The following is a 25,754-nucleotide window of genomic DNA, read 5'->3' as shown; positions in this document are numbered from 1 at the left end:
TATTCTAGCGTCTTCATCTTCTATTTCGACTAAAGGATTTGAAGATCCATAAATACTTAAGTTGGTGATGTGGTTTGTAAATAATTCATGGATGATAGGTCGGCGTTTCAGTAAATAGTAGTCCCGAACCGTGGGCTTAAAAAGTAGACCTTTAATTGAAAGCGCACTCGTGATTTCAGACCAATGTTCATCCTCAATCATTTCACTGTCGGACCTATAAGAGGTACAAACTCCATTCTTTAGGTTTCTCCAAAAGGAAAGCGATACTCTTTGTTCTATCTCTGGATTCATGGTGAGGCCCTTTAGAAGCAGTAGCTTGTACTGCCGTAGTAATTACAGATACGGGGTGGTGGCGTGATGGATTGCCCAAAAGAATTGGTAAAAGCCTTGCCAATGCCATTAAGCATTGTGGCTATAGCAGCAGTATTGGCTGGATTTTGTTGGGGTGGTTGATATTGCTGGGTCGCCTGATATTGACTATAAAACTGACCTACTTCTTGGGCTGCTTTCGCTGCTGCAAACCTCTCTAATATCGCTTGACGAAAGGTATCTGTAGCGGAGGAATCAAGCCCACTCATTTGGTCGTCTGATAACTGATTACGCTGGGCAAATTGAGCCATCACCAGATTTTGCCTATTGATATTCGCAAGCAGTCCATCCCTTGGATAAAGAGAGTCTGATAATGCGATTGCCTTTTGAGCTGCCTCAAGCTTGGATAGCTCTCTGTTTTTTACCTGAACATCTAATTGCTTTGCCGCCTTGCTATATTGATCAAACTTAGCGGCACACTGAGGAAGATAGTAGTCGCATAAGTCATTTTGAGATAAGGCTGCGGTTGAGGTTACTGCGCACATCACTAACAATAGCCACTGACTAGATTTCATGGTGATCCCTTAATTTAACTTCAGGGCCTTTTCCGTTAGCTAGCCATTTTTGGCGGATTTAGCTCAAAGCTCTGAGTACAATTATATTAACACTATTAATGTAAATATAACTGTAAAAATAACCAAGATCCACAAAATAGTGGGTAAGCACCGTGGGGTGGGGTGCAGGCGGCGGTACTTTTGACCCAAAAAGCCCCAAGGGTATAGATGCTAGTTAGATTGCTGATTTGAGCCGGCCAATACATGCTCTGTTTTCATATCCAGTTCTCCTTTAAACAATTGCTCAAGGGCCAAGTGAAGTAGATTGGAGTTTGGATCAATGGATAAAAAAAGAGTAATTGAGGATTGTAATTTTTGGGAGTCAGTTCTACCTAGGATATTTAACGGACTGTCATTTGCCTGAAGTGCAAGTTGCAAGCATTCTTCATAACGTTTTTTAAGTAGTGGGTTTTTCCAATAGGCCTTCGCCTCTATTGACCCATCTATCCCGAAATATTGGGAGTATTCGCTAAACCCTAATCCACGGATTTGAGGAAAAATAAACCAAATCCAGTGCGACCTTTTCTTGCCCTGTGAGAGCTCTTTGAGCACCTGTCCATAGCATTCATTTTGAGCATCAACGAATCGTTGTAATGAGTCCTGATTTCGAGGTTGAGCCAGGCTAATCATGGGGTTCTAATTCACGGGATAGAGCTTTAGGGCAGTTGATGTGTGGGATCAAATGATCGATATTAGGAGTACCCAGATTTTTTCATGCGATCTACATATGCATCTAAGGGCATGCCATTTCTATCCATCACCTCTTTGCCAGTAAATCCGCCTCTTGGGGTTCGTGGATCGCGATAAATTGCCCCTTTTTCTTCAGGAATGCCAAGATTGCATTTTGGGCACATGGTTGGCAGTTGTGTGGTGATTTGAGTTCTGCAAGAGGGGCATCGAAATATGGGTTTGTTAGTCGACATTGCACTTCCTTCGCTAGTTTAGATTTTGGGTTGCAATACAACTTCGTACTTCCAGCCAAAGTAGGAGTAAAGATAGGGGGTCCCTTCTCGATCAGTAAGCTTAACTCTAATCTTAAATTGTGTTCCTACTGGATATTTTGTGACGAGATCCTTAGAGCATTCAACGAATAGTGATGTTGGATAGGGTTGACCCTCAATTGGTCGAACATGGACTAAACCATGCCGTCCACTTGTACTGGAGGGGGTAAAGCTTTCTACAATAATGAACTGATATGGGTTTTGCGCACTCATGACCTGTTTCCGTATATGGGGTTCGTTAGATTTTTGTTTGTGATGGCGACTTTTCTAGGTTAATAGTTCAGTAGATTTTTCTGTTCGTATCCAAGGGCGCTAAGGCGATGCTTGAATTTGTTAAGCGCTTTAGCTTCTATCTGCCGAACACGCTCTTTTGTTAAATTCATCATGTCCGCAATTTCTTGAAGAGTGTAATTAGCCACGCTTGGCGCATTACTTGTAATGAGTCTATTGCTAAATGTGTGGGTGCTATTGGTCATCAAGCTCTCCTAGAGATATAAAAATACTTGCTATATCTAGCATGACACATTTCATTTTCACCATATGAAATAGTTTGATTTTGGGTATCAAATTATCTGCTGGTCTGGACGGGCACTCGCTATAAGGAGTACTGGTCTGATAAATACTGTAATCAGTTAGGTGGGTTTATTTTGTCCGCTGGCTCGGTGAGTACCCAATTCGATTGCCGTTGTTATCAAAGATATTGGTTACGCCTTGGGGTGATTGCACTTCATAGCCAATTCGATTGCCACTATTGTCGTAAAGCCCATTAGTTGAGTTGTAGTTGAGAGGACTATTTTGATAATTAAGCGGACTATTTTGATAATTAAGCGAACTATTGTTGTAGTTGAGCTCGCTATTTTGATAGTTCAGCGGGCTGTTGTTCCAATTGGTCGTCTGAGTAAAACCGTTGATAGCAAATCCTATAAGTGCAACAGCAATTATCTTTTTCATTGTTTCCTCCTATGCGTTAATTCATACATCTTAGGTTGGTGTGGGCTCAAAAAATGAGCTACTACCATGAAAGTGATACAAAATTTACGAGTCACCGTTGCTTAATATTTTGATATTGCCTTTTTGAGTTCATTCACTACTTTCGATCTAAGGCTTACCGGTGCTAAAACTTCAACTTCAGATCCATGTTTCAAAATGTCCATCACCAGCTCGGGATCTTGGTTGTAATCAAACTCCAAGATGTAAAAGCCTTTGTCATCAAACTTACCGGTTTGTTGCCCATGCCATTGCTCTCCAGAGACCCAGCGGGCGCGTTCTGGAGAGAATCGTAATTTAGCTCTTTGGGTTGCCTTTCCTGAGAAGATGCCGTAACTTTCGGCAAAGTTTTCATGAAGCTCTTTCTCGGAAATATCATCCGCTTTTTTGTTAGTTAATGCGGCTGTTTTAACCCCATCAACTGCAAAGCTACGCAGCTCATTACGTAGATGGCAATAGGCATCTAAGTACCAGTTATCCCGATAATGAATGAGGCGCTGAGGGGAGATCTCGCGCTCCGTTGTTTGATTGGTGCCCTTAGAGTAATACGTAATGTGTAGGCGCTCACGTTTAAGTAGGGCGCTACCAATTTCTTCAAAGTTTTCAATTGAGCTTTTGCGTGAGGCCATTCCAAAGACCTTAATGCGTTTACGCAGCTCTTTAGAGGTAGCGGCTGACTGGCCTAAGATTCCGTCAATGATTGACATTAAGGGCTCAATATGGGGGCCAATAAGGCCACCCTTATCTTGTGATGAGAGTAAATGTTGCATGAGGGCTAGGGCGGTGGCTTCTTTTTCAGAAAACCATAGGCCGGGCAATTCGATTTTTTCTCCAGCATTGGGTTTCTCGAATCTATAGCCACCATCAGATCGGTCATAGATGATTGAGGCATTCATACGATCGCGTAGATATTCAAGGTCACGTTTAAAGGTCGCAGGAGAAATCTCGAGTTCATTAAGAAAATCTTGACGAGGTACGCATTTGCGAACTTGAATCATGTACTTGATCTTGTGTAGACGCTCTATGGTGCTCATTTGTGACCTTCTAAGAACATTGATATTTAGGCTACCTTAGTTGATGTATAGCTCATTTATTGAGCTAGCAGATCATCAGAATACTAATAAATATAAAAAATGGAAGAAATAATGATTTTCGGGGTAATTTTGATGACTATATTGCTGCCTTTGCAGATCCAAATTCATGACCATCACAGGCATCGGGTTAACCCATTCTTTGCGGTTGGTGCTTTTGTAGATTGCGCCAAGATCTTGGGGTTACCTAAATTCAGGTTGCGTGACTCCAATGGAAATCCTTACTTGTCGGATAGGGCGATGATGCAAGAGCCAATGGCGTTGGTGCATGAGAGTGCTGGCATTGCTTTGGCTGGTGAGGTTAGCAAGAGAAAGGCATATATCCTTTCTTATGTTCGCAGATGAACGTAAAACCCTAAAAGGCGGCCTGAAATGTGGCGGTATAAGAAAAATATATCCAATTTCAGAATCCATCATTGCAAGCCAGTGAGTTGGCGGCGAGGCATCAAGATTGGAGAGTCATATCAGAGCGTGTTTGTATTTCTGCTAGAAAACTTCAATTTTTTGTTACGATTTATTGAAAGTGTTGTAAGGGATTGGTTATATTCTTTTAAGGGTCTATTAGCCAACGGAATATATCTCAAATTGAGGGATTTGCATGTCTGAATATAAGTCTGAATATAGAAAAAAGCTTCGCGAATTAACTGAATCTAAAGCATACACTGTAACGCTAGAGAGCGAAATACAAAAGCTCTATAAAAAGGCCATTGAATTCGATTTAGACTTAAAGCATCAGCAAGAGATTGAGGAGTTGCGGGCAAAAACAACAGGTTTAAATATTGAATTTATTCGAGATTATTTATGTTCAGATAAAAATGCTGCTTCAGTCAATATGAGTGGAGTGGTAATCGGTATTCAAGGGGATGGGCCTTGGGGGGTTATAGAGTTTCAGAAATTTTTAAATCAAAAAGACTTTAATGTTGTCAATATTACCGACCCTGGAGTTAGGTACATTGTCTTGGGATCCCATAACGTGGATGATGAGGAGTTAAATCAGCAAATAGCAACCTCTATTGAAGAGGGATTTGATCTTCGTATTTATTCTCAAGAACTGTTTGTTGCTTGGTTAATTACTGGGGTCAATCCCCTGGAGGAATGGTTAGAAAAAGATTTGCTCGAGTCTGTTAGAGAGCATGAATCGCTGCAGTACGTAATTGATTCCACACAATTTCCGTGGCCTCAATTAGTCGACCATGCATCTATGAAGAGATCTTATGAGGTCAAGACGTTTGAGTGGGATGGATCATTAAGTGAAGAATCGCCATTAAGAAAGATGGGTTACTCAGTTCAGGCGGGTGCCTTGTCGATTCAAGAGCGACGTGCCATTTTGCGGCAAGCATATACCTCGAGTGGACTCAATAAATTCCTATATAGCTCTCATGACTTGGAGCGCTGGGGGCAGCCCAACACAGCTCAAAGACTCTATGCTATGTCTAGCCTGATTACATGGCTGGCTAATTTTCAGGGGCCAACAAAACCGGCTGCAAGAGAAAAATGGATTTCTGATTTGAGATGGCTCAAAGAGTCATTCTATGATTCAAAGATGAAATTTTGGCCTGTACGTTAAGCCTTTTCTCAGTCCAAGTCTAGGAATTACAGTTTGTATTTAAGTGCTCTAAACATCTTTTAGTTCTTTGTGAGGGGTTGCCGGTCTTTCCCGGCTGTCCGCTTGCTCCTGCCCTAAAGGAGGTCCCAAATGAGAGGGATCGAAAGAGTGCGCAAGCTGATATGGTTTTTTCATGAAAGAGAGTATCTCTCCGGCTTTGGGGCACTCATACCAAATCCCCTAGGCCGTACCAACTATTAACAACAAGCAATCTACTGCCACACAACAACTACAAGTAACAACAAATTTATTTTTCATTAAAGTTAAGAGAGCCATTCATGCATACCAATGTTGTTCATCTTGGTATTGAAAACTCGCAATGCTTTGTTTAACTGAATGGCATCCATCTCATTGGTAAGTTCTTGAATAACACTCTTAGTATTCTCATTCCAATTACCAGACTCTTCTAGATGGAGGAGTAACCACGCTAGAACGGTAGTCCACAATTGCTCTTGAGATAAAAACTTCAAGCAACTATTAAATAGTTCTGAGACCTCAACATCAAACGAGGACTGATCCATCTTTTTAACAAAATTAGCAAAAAGTGCCTTGTTTAAAATAATGGTGTTAGCTAGCTCAATAACATCGGCAGGATCAAGATATTTGATCTTTGGTGCAGCCTGTTCTGACTCGGTTGCCTGCTTTCTGAGGAATGCTGGGATGTCGTAATAATCTGAATCTCCACTTATAGATTCTTGTAATGAGATAGGTGAATCCCCTGTGATTGGGCTTGATCTAAATACCCTTGGCATGTCATATGAAGCATAGGTGGCGCTAGAGAGATTAATCGTCGCGCATTTGGAGGTAAATGATTTGCTCTTACTAAATAGAATATGAGAGGATCCATCCAGGACTGAACCCGCGCCACCCCATCCAGATGCTTGCATTTGCGCAATGGTCATCAGCTCCGGCAATTCGGTTGCTTTTTCATCTTCAGCGCGAATATGAACCAATAAGCAATTGGTCTTATCTGTAATGAGTTGATAGCTAAGGGCCAAAGCAATTTGATCGCCTTCGGGCGCGGTTTTGATTCTTTGTGCGGCTGCCAAACGAGGTAGGTTATGAGATTTGGAGTGTGTGATCTGAGAAGCCCCAATGCCTGTGCGTTGTGAGCTATTGCCTAATTGGTAACTTAGCAAGGCTGGCTTTGATGGGGTGGATTTAAACCCAGCGAATACATGAGTTGTATTCTCACTAAAGATGGCGGTATTGGTGCCAACAGTCCATTCTGGTTGTTCTGGGTGACCCCAGTCAATTTCAATATTGCATGCTCTAGGCTGGCGAATCCGGTGGAACATGCGCACGATCGCCTTCTCAATATCTTCTTTGGGCGAGATTAGTTCACATGCGCCGCCCGACATCTCAGCCAATTCTTTTAGTAGGGTATCTGCTGGCGCGGAGCCTACTCCTACAGCAAAGATGCGATGCCCACTTTCCTTTGCTGCGGCAATGGTTTCATTAGTACTCCAAACTTCACCATCGGTAATGAGAAGAACATCTGCCGTACCTTGGGCACCCATTAGATCGAAAGTCGATTGCAATGCCGCTTCTACTTCAGTGCCGCCCATATCGGCATTTGTGTTCTCTATCAATAAAGAGGCGGCAGAGATATGAAATTGATCGGCTGGCTTAACTTTAGAAAATAGGTGGTTGGTATGATTGCCAAACTTAGAGTAGCTAAATCGATCTTCTGTAGTTAAGTGGCTCAATACGTGATGCAGGGCGCGTTTTGCCGATTGAATGCTATCACCCTCCATGGAGCCTGAACAATCAACCAAAATCTTCAGATCTAGTGAGCTATCTTTTTGGTTGTCGATGGTTAGTGGGCAAAAACTTGCTAAGACAGTGCAACCATCGGGTCCGAGTTGTTTATCTGGTGTGACAATATAAAAAGATTGATTTTGTAGGCTAGTTAAATTGAGGATAAAGTCGCGATCTAACAAAGCTTCACGTTCAATCGAGACTAATAAGCTTTCATCTTGTTTAGCCACTTGCACTTGATGTGATGGGCATTCAACCGTGGCCTCTTCTAGGCCGCCAGTTAATTGCAGAGATAGGGTGAATGGGTATTCAGTTAAGAAATCAGCCTCAACACTATGGTGATCTTCAATGCCACCTTTTTTGGCATCGCCATAGCGTGGAGCTATGACCGTAGGAATGCCGATGCGCATTGAGCCTTGCTCATACTTGAGCAGTTGCGAATAGCTGTATTCAATGACTACATCTTCATTGGGTTTAAGGTTTCCCAGATTGGCGGTATATAGACCATCAGAATTCTTTTCAATCATGATGGGAGCATCGCCATCAGCTATCGCTTTTTCATACTGTTCGGTTGCTTTCGCTTTTTCAATTACCGTACCGACCAAACGTTGACCGCCAATCTCTGCCTGCATTCCCATAAATGTGGCACCCCAAGCCATGGGAAATGAGTAAACAACTTCGAGCGTTTTGTTGGTGTTGTTTTTATAGTGCTGGCGTATGTTCATATCGAGCAATAAACCATTGGCCACACCAGCTGCTGAGACTGATTGCAGGACTAATTTCTTATTGCTGCTAGAAAATACGTTTTTTACCTTTTCAATGACAATCATTGCGCATCCTTTTTGACTTGTTCGTATACCTGCATTACGCCTTTTAAGAATTGACGTAATTGTTCAGGGCTCAAACCTGCTGTTTCAGCCGAGACTTCCAATGCAATACCTTCTCCTACCCATAGGTGAGTGCGCACGGAAATGTCTCCCGGCTTTTTAGTCCGCTCAGGCAGCGGCATTGGCGAGCCAGATAACACTTCACGTATTCGTTCAAGCGAAATACCCGCTTCAGTTAATTGCTTGATACGAAGGATCTTCTCAATGTGAAGGCTCAAATAGTGAGCCCCCCGGGTCTGTCCTATTGGTTTATCAACCAGACCAATTTGGATGTAATACCGTAGGGTTCGTGAACTGACACCGGTTAGGCTACAGAGCTCTTCAAAAGTGTATTTTTTGTCTTCCATGGCGATATATTAACACTAATACTGTAAATAATAACTGTTAATATGATACTTTCTTTAAAAAATATCCTTGAGCTCATTCTTTGAGCCATCCACTCATTAGTTTTGTTACTTTTGGCATTGGCTTGGTCTTGGGTGACTTAGATTTTCGGGGTCGGATGATTTATTTGCCGAAAGGGATGTTAAGCGCTGTCAATGCTTGAGTCTTTAAGGCTAATGCATCGCTATAGAGTATTTTCAAAAAATATAAGAATGTATGGGCTACGGCTATACTTTTCTTTGTTATTTCAAATATCTACGTAAGTAATTTAACTGCACATTTTTAATATATCGGACTGACAATTGAAGCTCGAAGACCTCCAAGTTCATGCAAGTATTCGAGGAATTATTCCGGATGCTTTAGTAACGGTAGTGAGCGTTCAGTGGTTTGGATCGGAAGCGCTTGAATTAACTTATAAAACTGCAAGTGGAAAAGTGGCTAATGAGCTTTTATATCGTCATGATGAGCCGCGCATTGAGCTGGCGGAGCAAGGAAGGCCCTGGAGCTTTGATGGAGATGGCGCATTATTCCGGCTGGTATCAGAGGCTCAAAGAATTCGTCTGGCTCATTTATTCGATCCGGTTCTTGCGGTACACACATCTTTAGTCGATCCACTTCCTCATCAGATTACCGCTGTTTATGAGGCAATGCTGCCTCGCCAACCATTAAGATTTTTATTGGCAGATGATCCAGGCGCTGGTAAAACCATTATGGCTGGCTTGCTAATTAAGGAGCTTATTGCTAGAGGTGATTTACAGCGTTGCTTAATTGTTTGTCCTGGCAGTCTTGCAGAGCAGTGGCAGGATGAGCTTTATCGTCGTTTTAATCTTTCTTTTGAAATTCTGACCAACGATAAATTGGAGGCTGCCCGAACTGGGAATTGGTTTATTGAAACCAATCTCGTGATTGCTCGCTTAGATAAGCTTGCTCGCAATGAGGATGTACAGGCGAAGTTAGAAGCCCCAGATTGCCGCTGGGATTTGGTGGTATGTGATGAGGCCCATAAAATGTCCGCCACTGTTTTTGGTGGCGAAACTAAGTACACCAAGCGCTATCGTTTAGGGCAAATGCTTTCATCAACAACAAGACATTTCTTGCTAATGTCTGCAACGCCACATAACGGAAAAGAAGCCGATTTCCAGCTTTTTATGGCTTTACTAGATGGTGATCGATTTGAGGGTCGCTATAGAGATGGTGTTCACACTGTCGACGCCACCGATTTAATGCGACGGATGGTCAAAGAAAATTTATTAAAGTTTGATGGAACTCCGCTATTCCCACAGCGTATAGCGCATACCATTCCTTACAAACTTTCTCCTGCAGAAGAGCATCTGTACACAATGGTGACTGACTATGTTCGTGAGGAATTTAACCGTGCAGAAGCATTAGAGAATGATAAGCGTGCTGGAACCGTAGGCTTTGCGTTGACTATTTTGCAACGCCGTTTAGCATCTTCTCCTGAGGCCATATATAGGTCATTAAATAGAAGAAGAGAGAGATTAGATAGCAAACTAAGAGAGTTAGAGATTTTACAAAGAGGTGGACAGGCTCCTATTGCTAGCTCGATCTCCATTCGTGATTTAGATGTTGAAGATTTAGAGGATTTAGACGAAGCGCCAGAAGTCGAAGTTGAAATTGCAGAAGAAGAAATTTTGGACCAGGCAACAGCCTCTCGCTCAATTGCAGAGTTACGTATTGAGATAGAGACTTTGAAAGTTTTAGAGGCGCAAGCCTTGTCAGTAAAACAAAGTGGAACAGATACAAAATGGCGCGAATTAGCTGGCTTGTTGTCAGAAGTTTTTACAGTAGGGGGTGAGGTATCTAGGCTTCAAGCGGCCACTCAAGTCGATGGCAAAGAAATTCCAGCTATTAGCTCGTCACCCCATCAAAAATTGGTGATCTTTACTGAACATCGGGATACATTGAATTACCTTGAGCAGCGGATTACTACGCTTTTAGGTCGCAAGGATGCTGTTGTACAAATTCACGGTGGTATTGGCCGTGAAGAGCGCTTAAAGGTGCAAGAGTCGTTCAAGCATGATCCGCGAGTTCAGGTGTTGCTGGCAACAGATGCTGCGGGCGAGGGTATTAACCTGCAGCGCGCTCACCTCATGGTGAACTATGACCTACCGTGGAACCCCAATAGATTAGAGCAGCGCTTTGGTCGTATTCATCGTATTGGTCAAACTGAAGTCTGTCATTTGTGGAATCTTGTAGCAGATGACACGCGTGAAGGCGATGTTTATCGAAAATTGCTGGAGAAGTTGGAGCAGGCCAGGCAAGCCCTTGGCGGGCAGGTTTTTGATGTACTCGGGAAGCTGCAGTTTGAGGGCAAGTCACTAAGAGATCTTTTGATTGAAGCTATTCGTCATGGTGAAAAACCTGAAGTGAAGGCATATCTAACAACTGTGCTTGACCATGCGCTAGACAGAGGTCATCTCGAAGATCTTCTGGACGAAGGCGCATTGGCGCGTGATGTCATGGATGTATCGAATGTGCAGCGTATTCGTGAGGATATGGAGCGTGCAGATGCTAGAAGATTACAACCTCACTATATAGAGTCCTTCTTTTATGAGGCTTTTAAGAATCTTGGTGGCGCAGTGAAACCACGCGAACCTCGTAGATTTGAAATTACCCATGTTCCTGGCCCTATTAAAAATCGCGATAGGGTTATTGGATTGGGCGAGCCTGTTTTACCTCGGTATGAGCGTATTACATTTGATAAAAACTTAGTGGCACCACAAGGTCAGCCATTGGCAGCATTTGTTTGTCCTGGACATCCATTGCTAGACTCTGTGATTGATTTAACCCTAGAGCGCAACCGAGATCTTCTGAAAAGAGGAACCATTCTTGTTGATGGGCGCGATGAAGGAATTGAGCCTCGTGTTTTATTTTATTTAGAGCACTCAATCCAGGATGCCAGCACAGTGCGCACGGGTGAGCGAAGAGTTATCTCCAAAAAAATGCTATATGTTGAGCAGGATGCACAAGGCAATATAAGGCATATCAATTACGCACCGTATCTTGACTATCGTCCGCTTGGACCCGATGAGCCAAGTGCAGAGTCAATTTTAGATCGGCCTGAATGTGGATGGATTAATAAGGAGCTTGAGCAAAAAGCGCAGGGCTATGCCATATCAAGCGTAGTACCAGAGCATCTTGCAGAAGTTCGTGGCCATAAGCTGGATCATATTGCCAAAACGGAAGCCGCTGTTAAGGATCGCTTGGTTAAAGAAATTACTTTCTGGGATCATAGGGCGCAGGAGCTAAAGTCGGAGGAGCAAGCTGGAAAGCCAAATGCCAAACTTAATTCTGCTGAGGCATTAAAGCGCGCCGATAATCTGCAGGCAAGACTACAAAAAAGACTTGAAGAGCTAAAGCAAGAAGCTCAGATCTCTCCATTGCCCCCGGTAGTGATTGGCGGGATGCTAGTAATTCCAATGGGATTGGTGAGAAAGATGATGGGTGAGGATGCTGACCCCGCTTTTAATGATCCTGTAGATACTCAAATTAGTGCTGCACGAGCTCGCGCTGTGATTATGGATGTAGAGCGTAAGCTTGGGTATGAGCCGGTTGACCGAGAATTTGAAAAGCTGGGCTACGATATTGAGAGTCGGGTTCCTGGAACAGGAAAACTTCGGTTTATTGAGGTAAAGGGTCGTGTTGCGGGCGCGCCTACAATAACAGTAACGCGTAACGAAATTTTATACTCTCTAAATAAACCCGATGATTTCATACTTGCCATTGTTGAATTCACGGGTGATGAGACGCATAACACCCATTATTTGCGCCAACCATTTCAGCGTGAACCAGATTTTGGGGTTACGAGCGTAAATTATGATTTTCCAGAATTACTTTCCAGAGCAGATAAGCCATCGTGAAATATAAGAAGAAATTAATTGAAGTTGCTTTGCCACTTGAGGCAATCAATGCAGCCAGCGGCAAAGAGAAGTCAATACGTCAAGGACATCCATCAACATTACATTTATGGTGGGCAAGAAGGCCGCTAGCAGCAGCTAGGGCTGTTATCTTTTCTCAGATGGTTGATGACCCTTCATCTCACCCTGATATATTTAAAAATGAAAAGGCGCAAGATAAGGAGAGGCAGCGACTGTTTCGCATTGTTGAAGATCTTGTCAAATGGGAAAACACATCAAACACTGCTGTATTAAATAAAGCTCGAGAAGAGATCTGGCAAAGCTGGAGATATACCTGTGCTGAGAATGCGAACGAGCCATATGCTGATGTCTTGTACGATAGATTTAAACTTCCGAAATTTCATGATCCATTTGCTGGGGGAGGTGCAATTCCATTGGAGGCGCAGAGACTCGGCCTTGAGAGTTATGCTAGTGACTTGAATCCGGTTGCCGTTTTATTAAATAAGGCGATGATTGAAATACCTCCAAAATTTACAAAATGCCGGCCTGTAAATTCTCAGATTATGAGCAATGCTGATTTAGTTGATAGGGATTGGATTGGTCTACAAGGTTTATCCGAGGATATTAATTATTACGGATCCTATTTAAAAGATTTGGCCGAGAAAAAAATCGGGCACCTATATCCCTTAATTGAGATTACAAAGAATATTCTTGATGAACGTCCTGATTTAATGAAATACGCCGGTCAAAAATTAAATGTAATTGCTTGCTTATGGGCAAGAACAGTTAACAGCCCAAATCCAGCATTCAAGGCATCTAAGGTCCCATTGGCAACAACATTTATGCTGTCAACCAAAGACGGAAAAGAAGCCTACGTGGAGCCAATTATCGAAGGCGATCATTATCGTTTTGTAGTAAGGCCCCATAAACCTCCCAGCTCATCAACTGCCAAGATTGGGACAAAGTCTGGTAGTAGCGGTAGTAGTTTTTTATGTCTTTTATCGGGTACGCCAATGCCATTTGAATATCTTCGTGCGGAGGCAAAAGCGGGTCGCATGGGTTCTCGTTTGATGGCAATAGTGGTTGAAGGTGATAGGGAGAGAATCTACTTGGCTCCAAGCGAGGAGTTGGAGCGGATTGCATTAAATGCAACTCCAATAGATATTCCGGAGGCCGAGTTACCTGCTAAAGCATTGGGGTTTAGGGTTCAAGAGTATGGAATGCTTAAGTGGTCCGATCTTTTCACCAACAGGCAGTTGGTCGCGTTAACTACATTCACAGACTTAATTCCAAAGGTTAAGGAAAAAGTGCTGCAAGACGCAATAAAAGCCGGCCTTAAAGATGATGAACGTGCATTGGAAGATGGAGGTAATCAAGCCGCCGCTTATGCTGATGCAATTAGTGTTTACATGGCATGTGCAATCGGAAAATTAGCTGACTATAACTCGACTATTTGCTCCTGGATTTCTGGCGGTCAAACTATGCGAAATACATTTGGACGTCAAGCTATCCCAATGGTTTGGGATTACGCTGAAGCTAATGTTTTATCTGATTCGACTGGTGGTTTTTTGAGTTGCATTAATCAGGTTAAGAGGGTGGTGTTGGAGTTTCCCGGCAATCAATTTGGTTATGCAACACAGAATGATGCTCAAACTCAATCAATCTCCAATCATAAAGTTATATCTACGGATCCGCCTTACTACGACAATATTGGTTATGCTGATTTGTCTGATTTTTTCTACGTATGGATGCGCAGATCATTAAAAAATACCTTAAAAGGTTTATTTTCAACACTGAATGTACCAAAGTCTGAAGAATTAGTTGCCACCCCTTTCCGTCATGGCAGTAAGCTGAATGCAGAAAAGTTCTTTTTGAGTGGCATGACGGAAGCAATGCACAGACTTGCAGAGCTGGCTCACCCAGCATTTCCAGTAACCATCTATTATGCCTTCAAACAATCAGAGGCAGATGGGTTGGACGGAACAACCAATACCGGCTGGGATACTTTTTTGGCCGCTGTTATTGAAGCAGGATTCTCTATTACAGGGACTTGGCCCATGAGAACTGAAATGGGTAATAGGATGGTTAGTTCAGGTACAAACGCACTTGCTTCTAGTATTGTTTTGGTTTGTAGAAAAATTTCGTCAACTGCTAAAGTGGCCACTAGAAGAGAATTTGTAGCCGATCTTAAAGCAGAGCTACCAAATGCACTTCGTCATTTACAGGCTGGAAATATTGCGCCAGTTGATCTTGCTCAGGCGGCAATTGGACCCGGTATGGCAGTCTATACAAAATTCTCAAGCGTATTGGATGCCGAAGGTAAGCCATTAAGTGTTAGATCCGCATTGGCATTGATAAACCAAATATTGGATGAATCATTGGCTGAGCAGGAAGGTGATTTTGACGCTGATAGTCGATTTGCTTTAGCGTGGTTTGACCAATATGGATTTTCTGATGGTGAGTTTGGCGTGGCCGATGTACTGGCAAGAGCAAAAGCAACTTCAGTGGCTGGCGTATCAGATGCTGGAATTATTCAATCCGGTAAAGGTAAGGTAAGACTATTTAGGCCCAATGAGCTTCCAGCTGATTGGGATCCCTTGAAGGATGGTCGGATAACGGCGTGGGAAGTTGTGCATCAGTTAGTTAGAGTACTTGAGGCTAACGGTGAAAGTGCGGCTGCTCAACTGGTAGCAAAACTAGGAAGCAGCGCAGAAATTGCTAGGGAGCTTTGTTACCGTCTTTACACTTTATGTGAACGTAAAAAGCGCGCTAACGATGCAATGGCCTATAACTCTTTAGTGCAAAGTTGGCCTGAGATTACCAGGCTTGCCTCTGAAAGTAGCGCAGTATCAATCCCTCAGCAAGACGATTTTTTCCGGAAATAAAAGATGGCCATCACAAATCATGAGCGCGTTGGTAAAGCGCTAGAGTTACTAAAAGCTGGATTAGCCCCATTTGTCGAGCGTGAATTTAAGGCTAAATACGGAACAAGTTATGGCTTTGAAATGAAAGATGCGTTATCCGATACGCGTCTTGGAGTTGGCAAAGGTGACTCTATAAATGACGTTGCAGCTTTATTGGTTGTAATGGATAGGAAATGGAGTGATGTTTTCCGTCAGGTGCTGGGTAAGACCGATCGTAGCTTGGTTAATGAAATTATCGCAGTTCGCAATAAGTGGGCGCACCAAGAAGCTTTTTCTAGTGATGATGCCTATCGTGCCCTAGACTCATCAGTAAGGTTATTAACTGCTATTTCAGCCTCTCAAGCTGATGATGTGGAGAAAATGCGAATGGAGTTGCTGCGCGTCCGTTTTGATGAGCAGGCGCGTGGTGAAAAACGTAAGACAGCAGGTATTGCCATTGAGAGTGGTGTAGCTTCTACACTTAAACCATGGCGTGAAGTGGTGATGCCTCATGATGATGTTGCTAGCGGAAGATACCAACAGGCTGAGTTTGCTGCTGATTTATGGCAAGTTCATTTGGGAGAGGGCGCCGACGAGTATTTAGATCCAGTTGAATTCTTCCGGCGCACTTATTTGACTTCAAGTTTGAAAGAAATGCTTGTTGGAGCTGTTAGAAGACTCACCACAGATGGTGGTGATCCAGTAGTCCAGCTACAAACCAATTTTGGTGGCGGGAAAACTCACTCGATGTTGGCCTTGTACCATCTTTTTTCGGGTGCCAACCCAACTGAGTTGCCTGGTATTGATCTTGTTATGCAGGAGGCTGGTGCAACAAAGATTCCTAAAGCTAAAAGAATCGTTTTAGTTGGAAATAAAATCTCTCCAAGCAATCCCTCAGTAAAGTCTGACGGTACTGTAGTTAGGACTCTTTGGGGTGAGTTGGCGTGGCAATTGGGCGGCGCTGAGGCTTATAAGCGGATCCAGGCTGATGATGAGAATGCAACAAGTCCTGGAGATGTTTTGCGTGAATTATTCAATGAGTATGGGCCTTCTATTATCCTCATTGATGAGTGGGTAGCATATGCGAGACAGCTTCACGATCAAAGTGACTTACCGGCCGGTGGGTTTGAGACACAATTTACATTTGCACAGGTTCTCACTGAATCTGCAAAGTTAGCCAAAAATACTTTGCTTGTAATTAGTCTTCCTGCGTCTGATACCTCTGGGTCACAAAATGCTCAATCTGAAGATATTGAGGTTGGCGGAACCCGTGGTCGCGAAGCTCTTGATCGTTTAAGCAATGTTGTGGGGCGTGTTGAGTCTTCTTGGAGGCCTGCGACGGCTGAAGAGGGTTTTGAAATTGTTAGGCGTCGCTTATTTAAGCCATTATCAGATCCCACTCAATTTAAAGACAGGGATGTGATTGCCAGGGCATTCTCAGATCTATATCGCAATCAACAGGCAGAGTTCCCGCCAGAGTGTCATGAGTCAGAATATGAGCAGCGTATTAAAGCAGCCTACCCAATTCATCCGGAAATCTTTGATCGACTTTATACAGATTGGTCAACATTAGTTAAGTTTCAGCGCACACGAGGCGTACTTCGTTTAATGGCCGCTGTTATTCATAGTCTATGGGAGAAGGGTGATCGCAATCCTTTGATTCTTCCTGCAAACGTTTCAATTGATGACCCACGCGTTCAATCGGAGCTAACCAGATACCTAACTGATAACTGGGTGCCGGTTATTGAAAAGGATGTTGATGGTCCTAATTCCTTGCCATTGAAAATTGATAGTGAGCTTCCAAATTTGGGCAAGGTTTCAGCTTGCCGTCGCGTTGCCAGAACTATCTATATGGGCTCAGCGCCAACTACGGCTGCTGCCCATAAAGGTATAGAAGACAGGCGCATTAAATTAGGTTGTGTGATGCCTGGAGAGTCTCCAGCTATTTTTGGCGATGCGCTTCGCCGCATGGCTGGTGCAGCCACATATCTTTACCAAGATGGCCCTCACTACTGGTATTCAACTCAACCTACCGTTACCAAGCTAGCCGAAGATCGTACGGATCAATTAAAGAGGGAACCGGAAAAGGTTGCCAACGAAATTGAACAGAGAATACGTAAAGATTTGGCGTTTGCCGGTGACTTTAGTCGTGTGCACCCAATACCGCAAGGTGGCGCTGACGTTCCAGATGATTTTGATGCAAGATTAGTGGTCTTAGGTATCGGCCATCCATACAGCAAGGAAAGTAATAGTGCCGCTGAAGTTGTTGCTAAGGCCATCCTTGAAAATAGAGGAAATGCACCACGTATTTATAGAAACAGTTTAGTTTTTTTGGCTGCAGATAAAACACGGCTGCAGGATCTAGAGGAGGCAACTCGTAAATACCTTGCTTGGGATTCAATTCTTAGGGATGAAAAACAGCTTGATCTCACCCCTTACCAGGTAACCCAGGCTGAAACCCAAAAGACTGGGGCTGAGGCAACTGTGGTTGCAAGAATTCCAGAGACATACCAGTGGCTGCTTGTTCCCATTCAGCCAAATGCCCAAGCTCCTGTTGCCTGGGAGTCAATCCGTCTTTCTGGATCGGATAAGCTTGCAGTGCGTGCTAGCAAAAAGCTGCGTACCGATGAGTTGTTATTGGCCAGTTTTGCACCTTCGCGACTCAGGATGGAGTTGGATCGTTTGCTGTGGCGCGATGGCAATCATGTTTCCGTTAAGCAGCTTGTAGAGGATTTTGCTCGATATATTTATCTCCCAAGGTTGAGGGATTCTCAAGTTCTTCTTGAATCGATTCGCGAGGGTGTCCGCTTAGTAACATGGGCAAATGATGGCTTCGCCTTGGCCGATGACTTTGATGTGACTGCCAGTCGGTATAAGGGGCTTCGCGGAGGTCAAATTATCGATTCAATTGATCCTCATGGAACCGCTTTATTAGTTAAGTCGGGCATCGCCAGTGATCAACTTGATGCCGAGCGCGTAACTCAAGTAGATGATTTTTTAGAGGGTAGTGGAGGCGATACTGGCGATCGGACTACTGACGAGGGATGGGCACTTATTCCTAAGTCTGACTCCACGAAAAAGCCAGGTAGGTTTCATGGTTCTGTAGTGTTGGACCCAACTAGAGTTGGGCGAGATGCCGGCAGGATCGCAGATGAGGTTATCGCTCATTTATCCGGCTTAATTGGCGCTGATGTAAAGGTGACCCTAGAAATTCATGCGGAAGTCCCGGATGGAGTTCCTGATGGCATTGTCAGAACTGTAACGGAAAATTGCAGGACGCTTAAATTTTCAGACCAGGGTTTTGAGAAGGATTAATACGGTTTAATTTGCGTGAACCGACGTTAATTTGGGCCTGTTACTTGAGAGAGTTTTTATGGTAAATCATTGCAGTAAAGTCTATTGATTCTGTATAAGTTTAGGAATCTAGGTTTGATTGCATTGGATAATATGCTATGTCGCTAGTTGATCCTAATATCTATGGAAAGATTCTCATGCAGCGGGTGGATACCCCTGAGGCGAAGATTGGTGTGCTTGCTATCACCCCGGAAGGAATACGCTGGTTTGGACTCTGAACACATGTTCTAGAAGAGATGGCACTCCGCTTTGGCCGCTACACTTTCTTGCTTGCGACTCAATCTGTCGCACCCTAAGCCTAGACTAATATTTTATAGAGTGGGTAGGGTAATGACAAAGCATCTTGAATCAATTAATGAAGTGCTTACATCAACTTCGCCAATACTTGGAGAGCGTTACGCAGTTCTGCATAACTGGGCCAATGACTTAAAGAGCGTAGTTCAAAATCCCGGAAACCCAAACATCAGCCTGTTAGTGGGTCGGGCGGTGATGATTGAGTGCCCCGATGTTTCTGCTTGTCAACAAGTGATTCCTAATATTGCCAAAATGGCTGAGATGCAATATTTAACATTATCGTCAGATGAAACTGTATCCTGGCTGTCCGGCGAACAAGAGGGCCTGGATTTAATTAGTGGCGATCATCCTAGCACGCCAACTTTAGCCTGTCTGCCAGTAGAGTGCTTTATCAAGGTGGATGATAAAAGTGAGAAGAATCAATTTGGCTGGGATGTGCCAAGCTTAGAGCATTTATCTAAATTGCTTGAGACTGCCAATATCAATGCGCCTCTCATAATTGTCGTAATGGGGGAGCGATACATTGACCTATCCGAACAATTGCGCTCGGCCAATGGATTTGATCGTCGCTTCATCATACCCAAAGCAAGTCCGTTGGAGCGCTATGAAGAGTTATTGGAGGATGTGGGGCGAGAGAGCTGGGATGTCTCGATTACCAAGCATCCAGAAAAAGTAGGAACTTTGCTCAATGTTGTCTTTCCAGATAAACGGCGCTTGAGTTTATTGTCGATAAGCATCAAGCGTTTGGTAGCGCGAGAGAATCGACCTGCATCTTATAAAGATTTAGTGATCTTGTCGGCAAGAGGGACGGGTGATATTGCCCAATGGCCTCATTTGAATGAAAAAAATCTCTACCGCACAGCAGTGCATGAGGCTGGGCATGCTTTAGTGGCAATGCTTGATTCGGATGGTGCCAATATCCCAGATTATGTGAGTGTTTCACCTGGAAAGGGTTTTCTGGGGGTAACCGTTGAATCTTATGGCTATTTATATCAAGAGCTTGGGTGTGATGCATATCAAAACGGCAGACATTCTGTGCGTGTTGCCTTGGGTGGAAGGGCGGCTGAAGAGCTCGTATTGGGGGTAGAGCAAATCGGTACCAGTGGATTGCGCTCTGATTTAGAAGAAATTAGTGGAAATGTACGTGGTTTTTTCGCTGTTCACGGAATTTGCGTGGACATGGAGGAGGCGCAGCATACGGGTGTCAATCTGGCGGCTGTGGTGAATAGCGAGAGCGCCTCAGAGGCTGCCCATATAGAACCCCTCATGCGTGCATATATTGAGCGTCAATACAGAAAAACGTTAGATCAAATGCGATCTAACCGGACTTTGTTAGATGATATTATTAAATTACTAATGAAAAATAGAAACATTTATCAGGATGATCTATTGGCTATGTTAAATAATTATCATAGCGGACTCGCTAATGCCCTCCAATAAAACCAGGAACTCCTTAGCTCGCCAGTGGGAGCTACTAAAGCTTTTGCCGACGCGCACTGAAGGTAAAACTGCAAAAGAGTTGGCTTTGGGGTTAATAGAAGCTGGATATGAGATCAGCAAGCGCCAAGTGGAACGAGATTTGCTAGATCTCCAGGAGTTTTTTGGTTTGGAGTGTGATGATGATCAGGTGCCCTATAAATGGCGTTGGTCATTTGATAGACCGGCGGATTTGCCATCCATTACTTTAGCCGAGGCCCTATCTCTAGTAGTTGTCGAAGATACCCTCAAACCTTTGCTGCCGCTCTCGGTTCAAAGAACGCTGCAATCAAAGTTCTCGCAAGCAAGATCACAGTTAGCGATGATGGCCAAGAAATCATCGACGGCGAGGTGGGCTGCAAAGGTTAAAACCGTACCCACTACTTTGCCATTGTTGCCCCCATCCATTGATGAAGGAATTTTGGAGTTGATTCAAAATGCGTTGTTACTGGATGAGCAAGTCCAGGCTACATACCAAGGCATGAGCGATAAGTTGATTGAACTGCGCTTACACCCTTTGGCGATGGTTACGCGTGGGGCAGTCGTGTACTTGGTGGCGACTGCGAAAGAGTATTCAGATGTTCGCCTATATGCCTTACATCGATTTAAGGCCGTAACTCGCACTTTTGAAAAGCTAAAGCCATTAAAGGGCTTTAGCTTGGATAAATATATTACCGATGGCGCATTGCAATTTGGTGAGGGCGGTGAAATCGAATTAACTGCGCTCATTTCTGATGAGATGGCGCGACTCTTGTCTGAAACTCCCATTTCAACAGATCAAATCTTAAGCTCTAAAAATAGCCGGCAGCATCTCAAGGCGACAGTCTTAGATAGTTGGCAACTGCGCTGGTGGATTTTGTCGCATGGCCCAGGCATTCAAATCTTAAAGCCGGCAGGACTCGTTAAAGAGATGGCCAGTACCTTAAGATCTGCAGCGGATCAGTACAGCGATATTAAGAAGTAAATTTTCTAAAGAGTTTCTATGCCAAGATATTTAACTAAGTCCCGCTTTAAAACTGCGCTGGAATGCCCTACCAAGCTTTTTTACACAGGAAAAACTGCTGAGTACACCAATACCTCTAGTGAAGATACCTTTTTGCAGGCCTTGGCAGAAGGCGGCTTTCAGGTAGGGGAATTAGCCAAAATTATGTATCCAGGTGGTATTGAGGTCACAGTCGATGGACATGAAGCTCAAGAGCTGGAAACCACTCGTTTACTAGCACAAGAAAATGTCACGATATTTGAAGCTGCCATTCGCTTTGAGGATTTGTTTATCCGTGTGGATGTCATTCGTAAACGGGGTAATAGAGTCGAGTTGATTGAGGTGAAAGCGAAGTCATTTGATTCAACAGATGAGCGAGGATTTCGAGGTGCTCGGGGTGGTATTGACGGCGGAATGCTGTCTTATCTACAAGATGTTGCCTTTCAGACCTATGTGTTTAAGAAGGCATTTCCAAATTTAGAAGTCGATAGCTTCCTATTGATGGCAGATAAGTCCAAGGCCTGTTCGGTAGATGGTCTCAATCAATTTTTCAAGATCAAGAAAGTCAATGGCAGATCATCTATTGAGGTTTCTGCGAAGGCTAATGCAAGCTTAGTCGGTGACCCCATTCTGACTGCTATCAACATCAATGAATATGTGAGGGAGATCTTAGAGCTTCCCATTGAGGCTTCAGGAGTGACGGGATACTTCCCTGAAGTTGTGAAGCGCTGGTCAGACGCATATGCAAAAGATCAAAAAATAGTCTCTCCAGTGGGCGCTCATTGTGGCAAGTGCGAGTTTAAAAATACCGCTTCTGAGCAAGACTTAAAGAGTGGTCTGTATGAGTGCTGGCTTGATCGCAAGGGGTTAACGCCAAAAGACTTTGAAGATGGCATGGTGCTCGATATTTGGGGTTTTAGAGGGAAAGAAAGACTTATCCAGGACGACATTTTGAAGTTTGGTGATGTTGAAAAGTCTGATCTTGGATGGAAGAGTGAGGATGAGGACTTTTCCCATGGCCTAACTACTCGTCAGCGCCAATGGATGCAAGTATCTCAATCTACTCCAGGGGGCAAAAGTTTTTATTTGAATAAAGACCTACTAGAAGAGGCAAGGTCTCAGTGGCAGTACCCCTTGCATTTCATTGATTTTGAAACGGCTAGAGTGGCTATTCCATTCTTTAAGGGTCAAAAGCCATATTCCAATATTGCATTTCAGTTTTCTCATCACGAGATGCAGCGTGACGGCACGGTAGAGCATAAGACCCAATTCCTCAGCACCACGCCAGGCGTGAAGCCAAACTACGAGTTTGTCAGAGAGCTTAAAAAGGCGGTTGGAGATGTGGGCACAGTATTTATGTGGTCGCCGCATGAGAATACGACCTTAAATGCAATATTGGATGAGTTAAATGAGGACCCATCTCCTCCTGTCGATACGGATGAGCTTAGAGCTTTTATCTTGAGCTTAACCAAGAAAAAAGAAGGTGGAAAGACTCTACACGAAGGTTCTCGGGCGATGTTTGACCTATGTGACTTGTCTAAGAGAGTATTTTTTCATCCGCTGACTAAGGGAAGTAACTCCATTAAAAAAGTACTTCCCGCAATATTGTCTTCATCAGAATTTATCCGAGAGAAGTATTCGCAGCCAATCTATGGATCAGATCAGAGAATCAAGAGTCTTAACTTCGCGAACCAGATTTGGTGGAAAGAGATTGATGGCAAGGTTCAAGACCCCTATAAGTTGCTGCCACCGGTATTTAGCGATGCCTCGGAAGATGAGTTAGCCGAATTAGAGATGGATGATGAATTCGAAATCAATTTAGGTGGCGCTGCATCAACTGCATACGCAAGATTACAGTTTGAAGAATTATCAGGAGGCGAGCGATTTTATATCGCAAACGCTCTACTTAGATATTGTGAGCTAGATACCTTGGCTATGGTGATGATTCTTGAGGGATGGTTTGCAGTTTTAAAAAAACGGATTGTTTAACTTTGAATATTGCTTCAATGGATATTCAAGTGGCTTGTTGAGTGCCTAGGTTGTGCTAATCTAAAAGCTTAGTTGATTAGTGCTTTTGCGGGCATAAGACTCTTGTGCTGGTGCGAACCAACTATTTCATAAAGGGAATATGATGATGTACTCAAAAAGAATCGCTGACGTCCTGCAGGGGCGAATAAATCGCGATTGGTTGTTACCTTCTATGCAAAGAGAATTTGTATGGAAGAGAAAAGAGAAAAGAATTGAAAAACTTTTCGATTCGATTATGCAGGGGTATCCATTTGGTTCTATTCTCGTCTGGCAAGTGACGAAAGAAGCCGTGCAAAAAATGGACTTATATGAATTCGTATGTAACTACAGCGAACAACTCCCCCACAACGTAGAGCCAGCAACCGATGGATTCAATGACTTTGGATTAATTTTAGATGGGCAACAAAGGCTGTCTGCTTTAAATATAGGCTTACGAGGCTCATATTCACATGAGCATTATGGCAAAGTCATAAGAAAGTCCCTTTGTTTAAATTTGCTCAGCACGATTCAAGATGCCGATAACACTGATGGGCTTAAATATGAGTTCGAGTTTAAATCAGAGGACGAATTACCTTCCGATGATGAAAACAATATTTGGATAAAGGTTGGGGCTGTGATGGCACCATACAATGATAAAAGCATTTCAGAAGATAGAAAAAAAGACTCTTTTAAAGACACCTATCATGACCGTATAAACCAATTCCACCCCGAAGGTGAAAGAAAGCGTGAAGCATTTAGAATACTCGATCGGCTATACACTCGGTTTTGTGAAAGTGAGATCCTGAACGTAGAGAGTGTTGAGAACACCGATGATGAGGCCGTGCTGAACATTTTTGTAAGACTAAACGATGGCGGTATGAAGCTTGAGAAGTCTGATCTATTGCTGGCATTCATGCAGTCTAACAAAGATCTTTTTTTACCTGATCATGCAAGAAAAGAGGTCCATGACTTTGTAGACTTACTCAATAAAGAAAGTCTACACAAGCCAGAGTATGACTTTAAAAAAGATGATGTATTGAAGGCATCCTTAGTTTTGTCAGATTTAGATGTTAGATACAGAATAGCTAATTTCACTAATACGAACCTCAAGGTGGTCTCTGATAAGTGGAGTGATATAAAGAATTATTTAAAACTGACGGTCGAGCTAATTTCAAGATATGGTTTTTCAAGATCCAATGTCATATCAAAAAATTCCCTCATACCCATCGCCTATTATCTCGATCATCATGAGAAAAATCGCGCTTTTGTAGAGTCTGAGGAATCGGCGGATCTTATAGAGAAAGGCCAGATAATTAGATGGTTAGTCACATCTCAATTAACAGGGTTGTTTGGTGGATCCTCTGATACCACCCTAAAATCTGCGCGAACCCACATTAAATCTGGAAAAAGTTTTTTAGAGTTGATGGACTTGCTCCAAGGGGGCAAGATAATTCGTGATGACGTGGTATCTTGGATCGATAAAGAAAGTTATAGCTCTCGTTATTCACATTTGTTGCTAATGCTTTTGACGGACTCAAAATATTGGGACGAGTGCCATCAGGATCATATTTTCCCAATCTCTAAGTTCTGCAATGAAGAGTATAAGAGGCTAGGTTTGAGTTCGGAACAAATTGTCTTCTATGAGAAGAATGCAAACTCTATTTCTAATTTGCACTTACTTAGCAGATCAGTAAATATAAAAAAGAGTGACACTGATTTTATTGACTGGAGTAATAAGCAGAATGCGCTTTTTTTAGAAGCTTCGACGATCCCGCAGGGCATTTCATATGATTTTTCTAATTTCCAGCAGTTTGTGGAAGAGAGAAAGAAGTTGATAGTGCAGAAACTGTCCGAAAAACTTCTCTAATTTTAAAGCGTCCCCAAAAAATCCGTAGCTTTGGACAATTTGATTTTTAGAGGCCCTTTAATCCCGACCCTTGCTCAAAATTTCTTATTTATTTGAAATGTTGGCCTTAAGTTGGTTATGTAGTGTGATTGTGTTTTGTTGGTATTTTTTATTGAGCTGATCTTATTTCCTGTGTTTTTAGCTTGGGTCTATTCCCTTTATTTGTCTACGATGCGTCTACGAGAGGACTAATAAGTAAAAAGGCTTTCAAGTCGATTGACCTGAAAGCCTTATAAATACTGGTTGCGGGGGCAGGATTTGAACCTACGACCTTCGGGTTATGAGCCCGACGAGCTGCCAGACTGCTCCACCCC

18 protein-coding genes are annotated in these 25,754 nt (G+C 43.3%); 9 read left to right on the top strand and 9 right to left on the bottom strand.

The genetic code is table 11. The features are described from left to right. The 7 genes from B7X71_RS02595 to B7X71_RS02565 all read right to left on the bottom strand — a co-directional run. On the bottom strand, positions 1-291 hold a 291-nt coding region (locus tag B7X71_RS02595), incomplete at its 3' end, for a hypothetical protein (RefSeq protein ID WP_293597129.1). Positions 292-302: 11 nt separating this feature from the next. Continuing rightward, complete coding sequence (locus B7X71_RS02590; protein ID WP_293597128.1) at positions 303-884, bottom strand: hypothetical protein; 582 nt, start codon at positions 882-884, stop codon at positions 303-305. A gap of 210 nt (positions 885-1,094) precedes the next feature. After that, on the bottom strand, positions 1,095-1,553 hold the full coding sequence (locus B7X71_RS02585; RefSeq protein WP_293597127.1) for a DUF1810 family protein: 459 nt from the start codon (positions 1,551-1,553) through the stop codon (positions 1,095-1,097). A 62-nt stretch (positions 1,554-1,615) separates the two neighbouring features. Continuing rightward, the gene (locus B7X71_RS02580) at positions 1,616-1,846 is read right to left on the bottom strand and encodes a hypothetical protein (RefSeq protein ID WP_293597126.1); all 231 of its coding nucleotides are present in this window, start codon (positions 1,844-1,846) and stop codon (positions 1,616-1,618) included. A gap of 350 nt (positions 1,847-2,196) precedes the next feature. Next, positions 2,197-2,400, bottom strand: a complete 204-nt coding sequence (locus B7X71_RS02575) for a sigma factor-like helix-turn-helix DNA-binding protein (RefSeq protein WP_293597125.1) — start codon at positions 2,398-2,400, stop codon at positions 2,197-2,199. A 166-nt stretch (positions 2,401-2,566) separates the two neighbouring features. Continuing rightward, positions 2,567-2,875 (bottom strand): hypothetical protein, encoded by a 309-nt coding sequence (locus B7X71_RS02570; RefSeq protein WP_293597124.1) that lies wholly within the window; start codon positions 2,873-2,875, stop codon positions 2,567-2,569. A gap of 101 nt (positions 2,876-2,976) precedes the next feature. Further along, positions 2,977-3,945, bottom strand: a complete 969-nt coding sequence (locus B7X71_RS02565) for a WYL domain-containing protein (protein WP_293597123.1) — start codon at positions 3,943-3,945, stop codon at positions 2,977-2,979. A 132-nt stretch (positions 3,946-4,077) separates the two neighbouring features. On the opposite strand from B7X71_RS02565, the gene B7X71_RS02560 reads away from it, so the two are divergent. Beyond that, a complete protein-coding gene (locus B7X71_RS02560) occupies positions 4,078-4,347 on the top strand; it encodes a hypothetical protein (protein ID WP_293600169.1) in 270 nt (89 codons plus the stop codon). Between the two features lie 253 nt (positions 4,348-4,600). Continuing rightward, on the top strand, positions 4,601-5,569 hold the full coding sequence (locus B7X71_RS02555) for a hypothetical protein (RefSeq protein WP_293597121.1): 969 nt from the start codon (positions 4,601-4,603) through the stop codon (positions 5,567-5,569). Positions 5,570-5,871: 302 nt separating this feature from the next. Here B7X71_RS02555 and B7X71_RS02550 read toward each other — a convergent pair whose 3' ends face one another. Both B7X71_RS02550 and B7X71_RS02545 read right to left on the bottom strand, forming a co-directional pair. Then, positions 5,872-8,199: a VIT domain-containing protein gene (locus B7X71_RS02550; protein WP_293597120.1), complete on the bottom strand. Its 2,328-nt coding sequence runs from the start codon at positions 8,197-8,199 to the stop codon at positions 5,872-5,874. Then, on the bottom strand, positions 8,196-8,603 hold the full coding sequence (locus tag B7X71_RS02545; protein WP_293597119.1) for a MerR family transcriptional regulator: 408 nt from the start codon (positions 8,601-8,603) through the stop codon (positions 8,196-8,198). The genes B7X71_RS02550 and B7X71_RS02545 overlap by 4 nt, the downstream gene beginning before the upstream one ends. 339 nt (positions 8,604-8,942) lie before the next feature. Between B7X71_RS02545 and B7X71_RS02540 the strand changes: the two genes are divergently transcribed. The 7 genes from B7X71_RS02540 to B7X71_RS02510 all read left to right on the top strand — a co-directional run bounded on the left by B7X71_RS02540 (position 8,943) and on the right by B7X71_RS02510 (position 25,401). Further along, positions 8,943-12,521, top strand: coding sequence for a helicase-related protein (locus B7X71_RS02540; protein WP_293597118.1), 3,579 nt, complete (start codon positions 8,943-8,945; stop codon positions 12,519-12,521). Next, positions 12,518-15,403, top strand: coding sequence for a DUF1156 domain-containing protein (locus B7X71_RS02535; RefSeq protein ID WP_293597117.1), 2,886 nt, complete (start codon positions 12,518-12,520; stop codon positions 15,401-15,403). Before B7X71_RS02540 ends, B7X71_RS02535 begins: the two co-directional genes overlap by 4 nt. Positions 15,404-15,406: 3 nt before the next feature. Then, positions 15,407-18,736: a Swt1 family HEPN domain-containing protein gene (locus B7X71_RS02530; protein WP_293597116.1), complete on the top strand. Its 3,330-nt coding sequence runs from the start codon at positions 15,407-15,409 to the stop codon at positions 18,734-18,736. A gap of 369 nt (positions 18,737-19,105) precedes the next feature. Beyond that, complete coding sequence (locus B7X71_RS02525; protein WP_293597115.1) at positions 19,106-20,509, top strand: hypothetical protein; 1,404 nt, start codon at positions 19,106-19,108, stop codon at positions 20,507-20,509. Beyond that, the gene (locus B7X71_RS02520; RefSeq protein ID WP_293597114.1) at positions 20,496-21,509 is read left to right on the top strand and encodes a WYL domain-containing protein; all 1,014 of its coding nucleotides are present in this window, start codon (positions 20,496-20,498) and stop codon (positions 21,507-21,509) included. The genes B7X71_RS02525 and B7X71_RS02520 overlap by 14 nt, the downstream gene beginning before the upstream one ends. 18 nt (positions 21,510-21,527) lie before the next feature. Further along, positions 21,528-23,516: a DUF2779 domain-containing protein gene (locus B7X71_RS02515; protein ID WP_293597113.1), complete on the top strand. Its 1,989-nt coding sequence runs from the start codon at positions 21,528-21,530 to the stop codon at positions 23,514-23,516. A gap of 142 nt (positions 23,517-23,658) precedes the next feature. Beyond that, a complete protein-coding gene (locus B7X71_RS02510) occupies positions 23,659-25,401 on the top strand; it encodes a DUF262 domain-containing protein (RefSeq protein WP_293597112.1) in 1,743 nt (580 codons plus the stop codon). Positions 25,402-25,754 lie beyond the last annotated feature (353 nt).

This window comes from Polynucleobacter sp. 39-46-10 (assembly GCF_002282275.1).
This window is presented reverse-complemented; position numbering and strand designations above follow the sequence as displayed.

Excerpts from the sequence above, each read along its gene's own strand:
- B7X71_RS02545 (WP_293597119.1), bottom strand. The coding sequence starts at position 8,603 with ATGGAAGACAAAAAATACACTTTTGAAGAGCTCTGTAGCCTAACCGGT.
- B7X71_RS02585 (WP_293597127.1), bottom strand. The coding sequence starts at position 1,553 with ATGATTAGCCTGGCTCAACCTCGAAATCAGGACTCATTACAACGATTC.
- B7X71_RS02510 (WP_293597112.1), top strand. The coding sequence starts at position 23,659 with ATGATGTACTCAAAAAGAATCGCTGACGTCCTGCAGGGGCGAATAAAT.
- B7X71_RS02570 (WP_293597124.1), bottom strand. The coding sequence starts at position 2,875 with ATGAAAAAGATAATTGCTGTTGCACTTATAGGATTTGCTATCAACGGT.
- B7X71_RS02555 (WP_293597121.1), top strand. The coding sequence starts at position 4,601 with ATGTCTGAATATAAGTCTGAATATAGAAAAAAGCTTCGCGAATTAACT.
- B7X71_RS02565 (WP_293597123.1), bottom strand. The coding sequence starts at position 3,945 with ATGAGCACCATAGAGCGTCTACACAAGATCAAGTACATGATTCAAGTT.
- B7X71_RS02530 (WP_293597116.1), top strand. The coding sequence starts at position 15,407 with ATGGCCATCACAAATCATGAGCGCGTTGGTAAAGCGCTAGAGTTACTA.
- B7X71_RS02525 (WP_293597115.1), top strand. The coding sequence starts at position 19,106 with ATGACAAAGCATCTTGAATCAATTAATGAAGTGCTTACATCAACTTCG.
- B7X71_RS02515 (WP_293597113.1), top strand. The coding sequence starts at position 21,528 with ATGCCAAGATATTTAACTAAGTCCCGCTTTAAAACTGCGCTGGAATGC.
- B7X71_RS02590 (WP_293597128.1), bottom strand. The coding sequence starts at position 884 with ATGAAATCTAGTCAGTGGCTATTGTTAGTGATGTGCGCAGTAACCTCA.
- B7X71_RS02575 (WP_293597125.1), bottom strand. The coding sequence starts at position 2,400 with ATGACCAATAGCACCCACACATTTAGCAATAGACTCATTACAAGTAAT.
- B7X71_RS02580 (WP_293597126.1), bottom strand. The coding sequence starts at position 1,846 with ATGTCGACTAACAAACCCATATTTCGATGCCCCTCTTGCAGAACTCAA.
- B7X71_RS02520 (WP_293597114.1), top strand. The coding sequence starts at position 20,496 with ATGCCCTCCAATAAAACCAGGAACTCCTTAGCTCGCCAGTGGGAGCTA.
- B7X71_RS02560 (WP_293600169.1), top strand. The coding sequence starts at position 4,078 with ATGACTATATTGCTGCCTTTGCAGATCCAAATTCATGACCATCACAGG.
- B7X71_RS02550 (WP_293597120.1), bottom strand. The coding sequence starts at position 8,199 with ATGATTGTCATTGAAAAGGTAAAAAACGTATTTTCTAGCAGCAATAAG.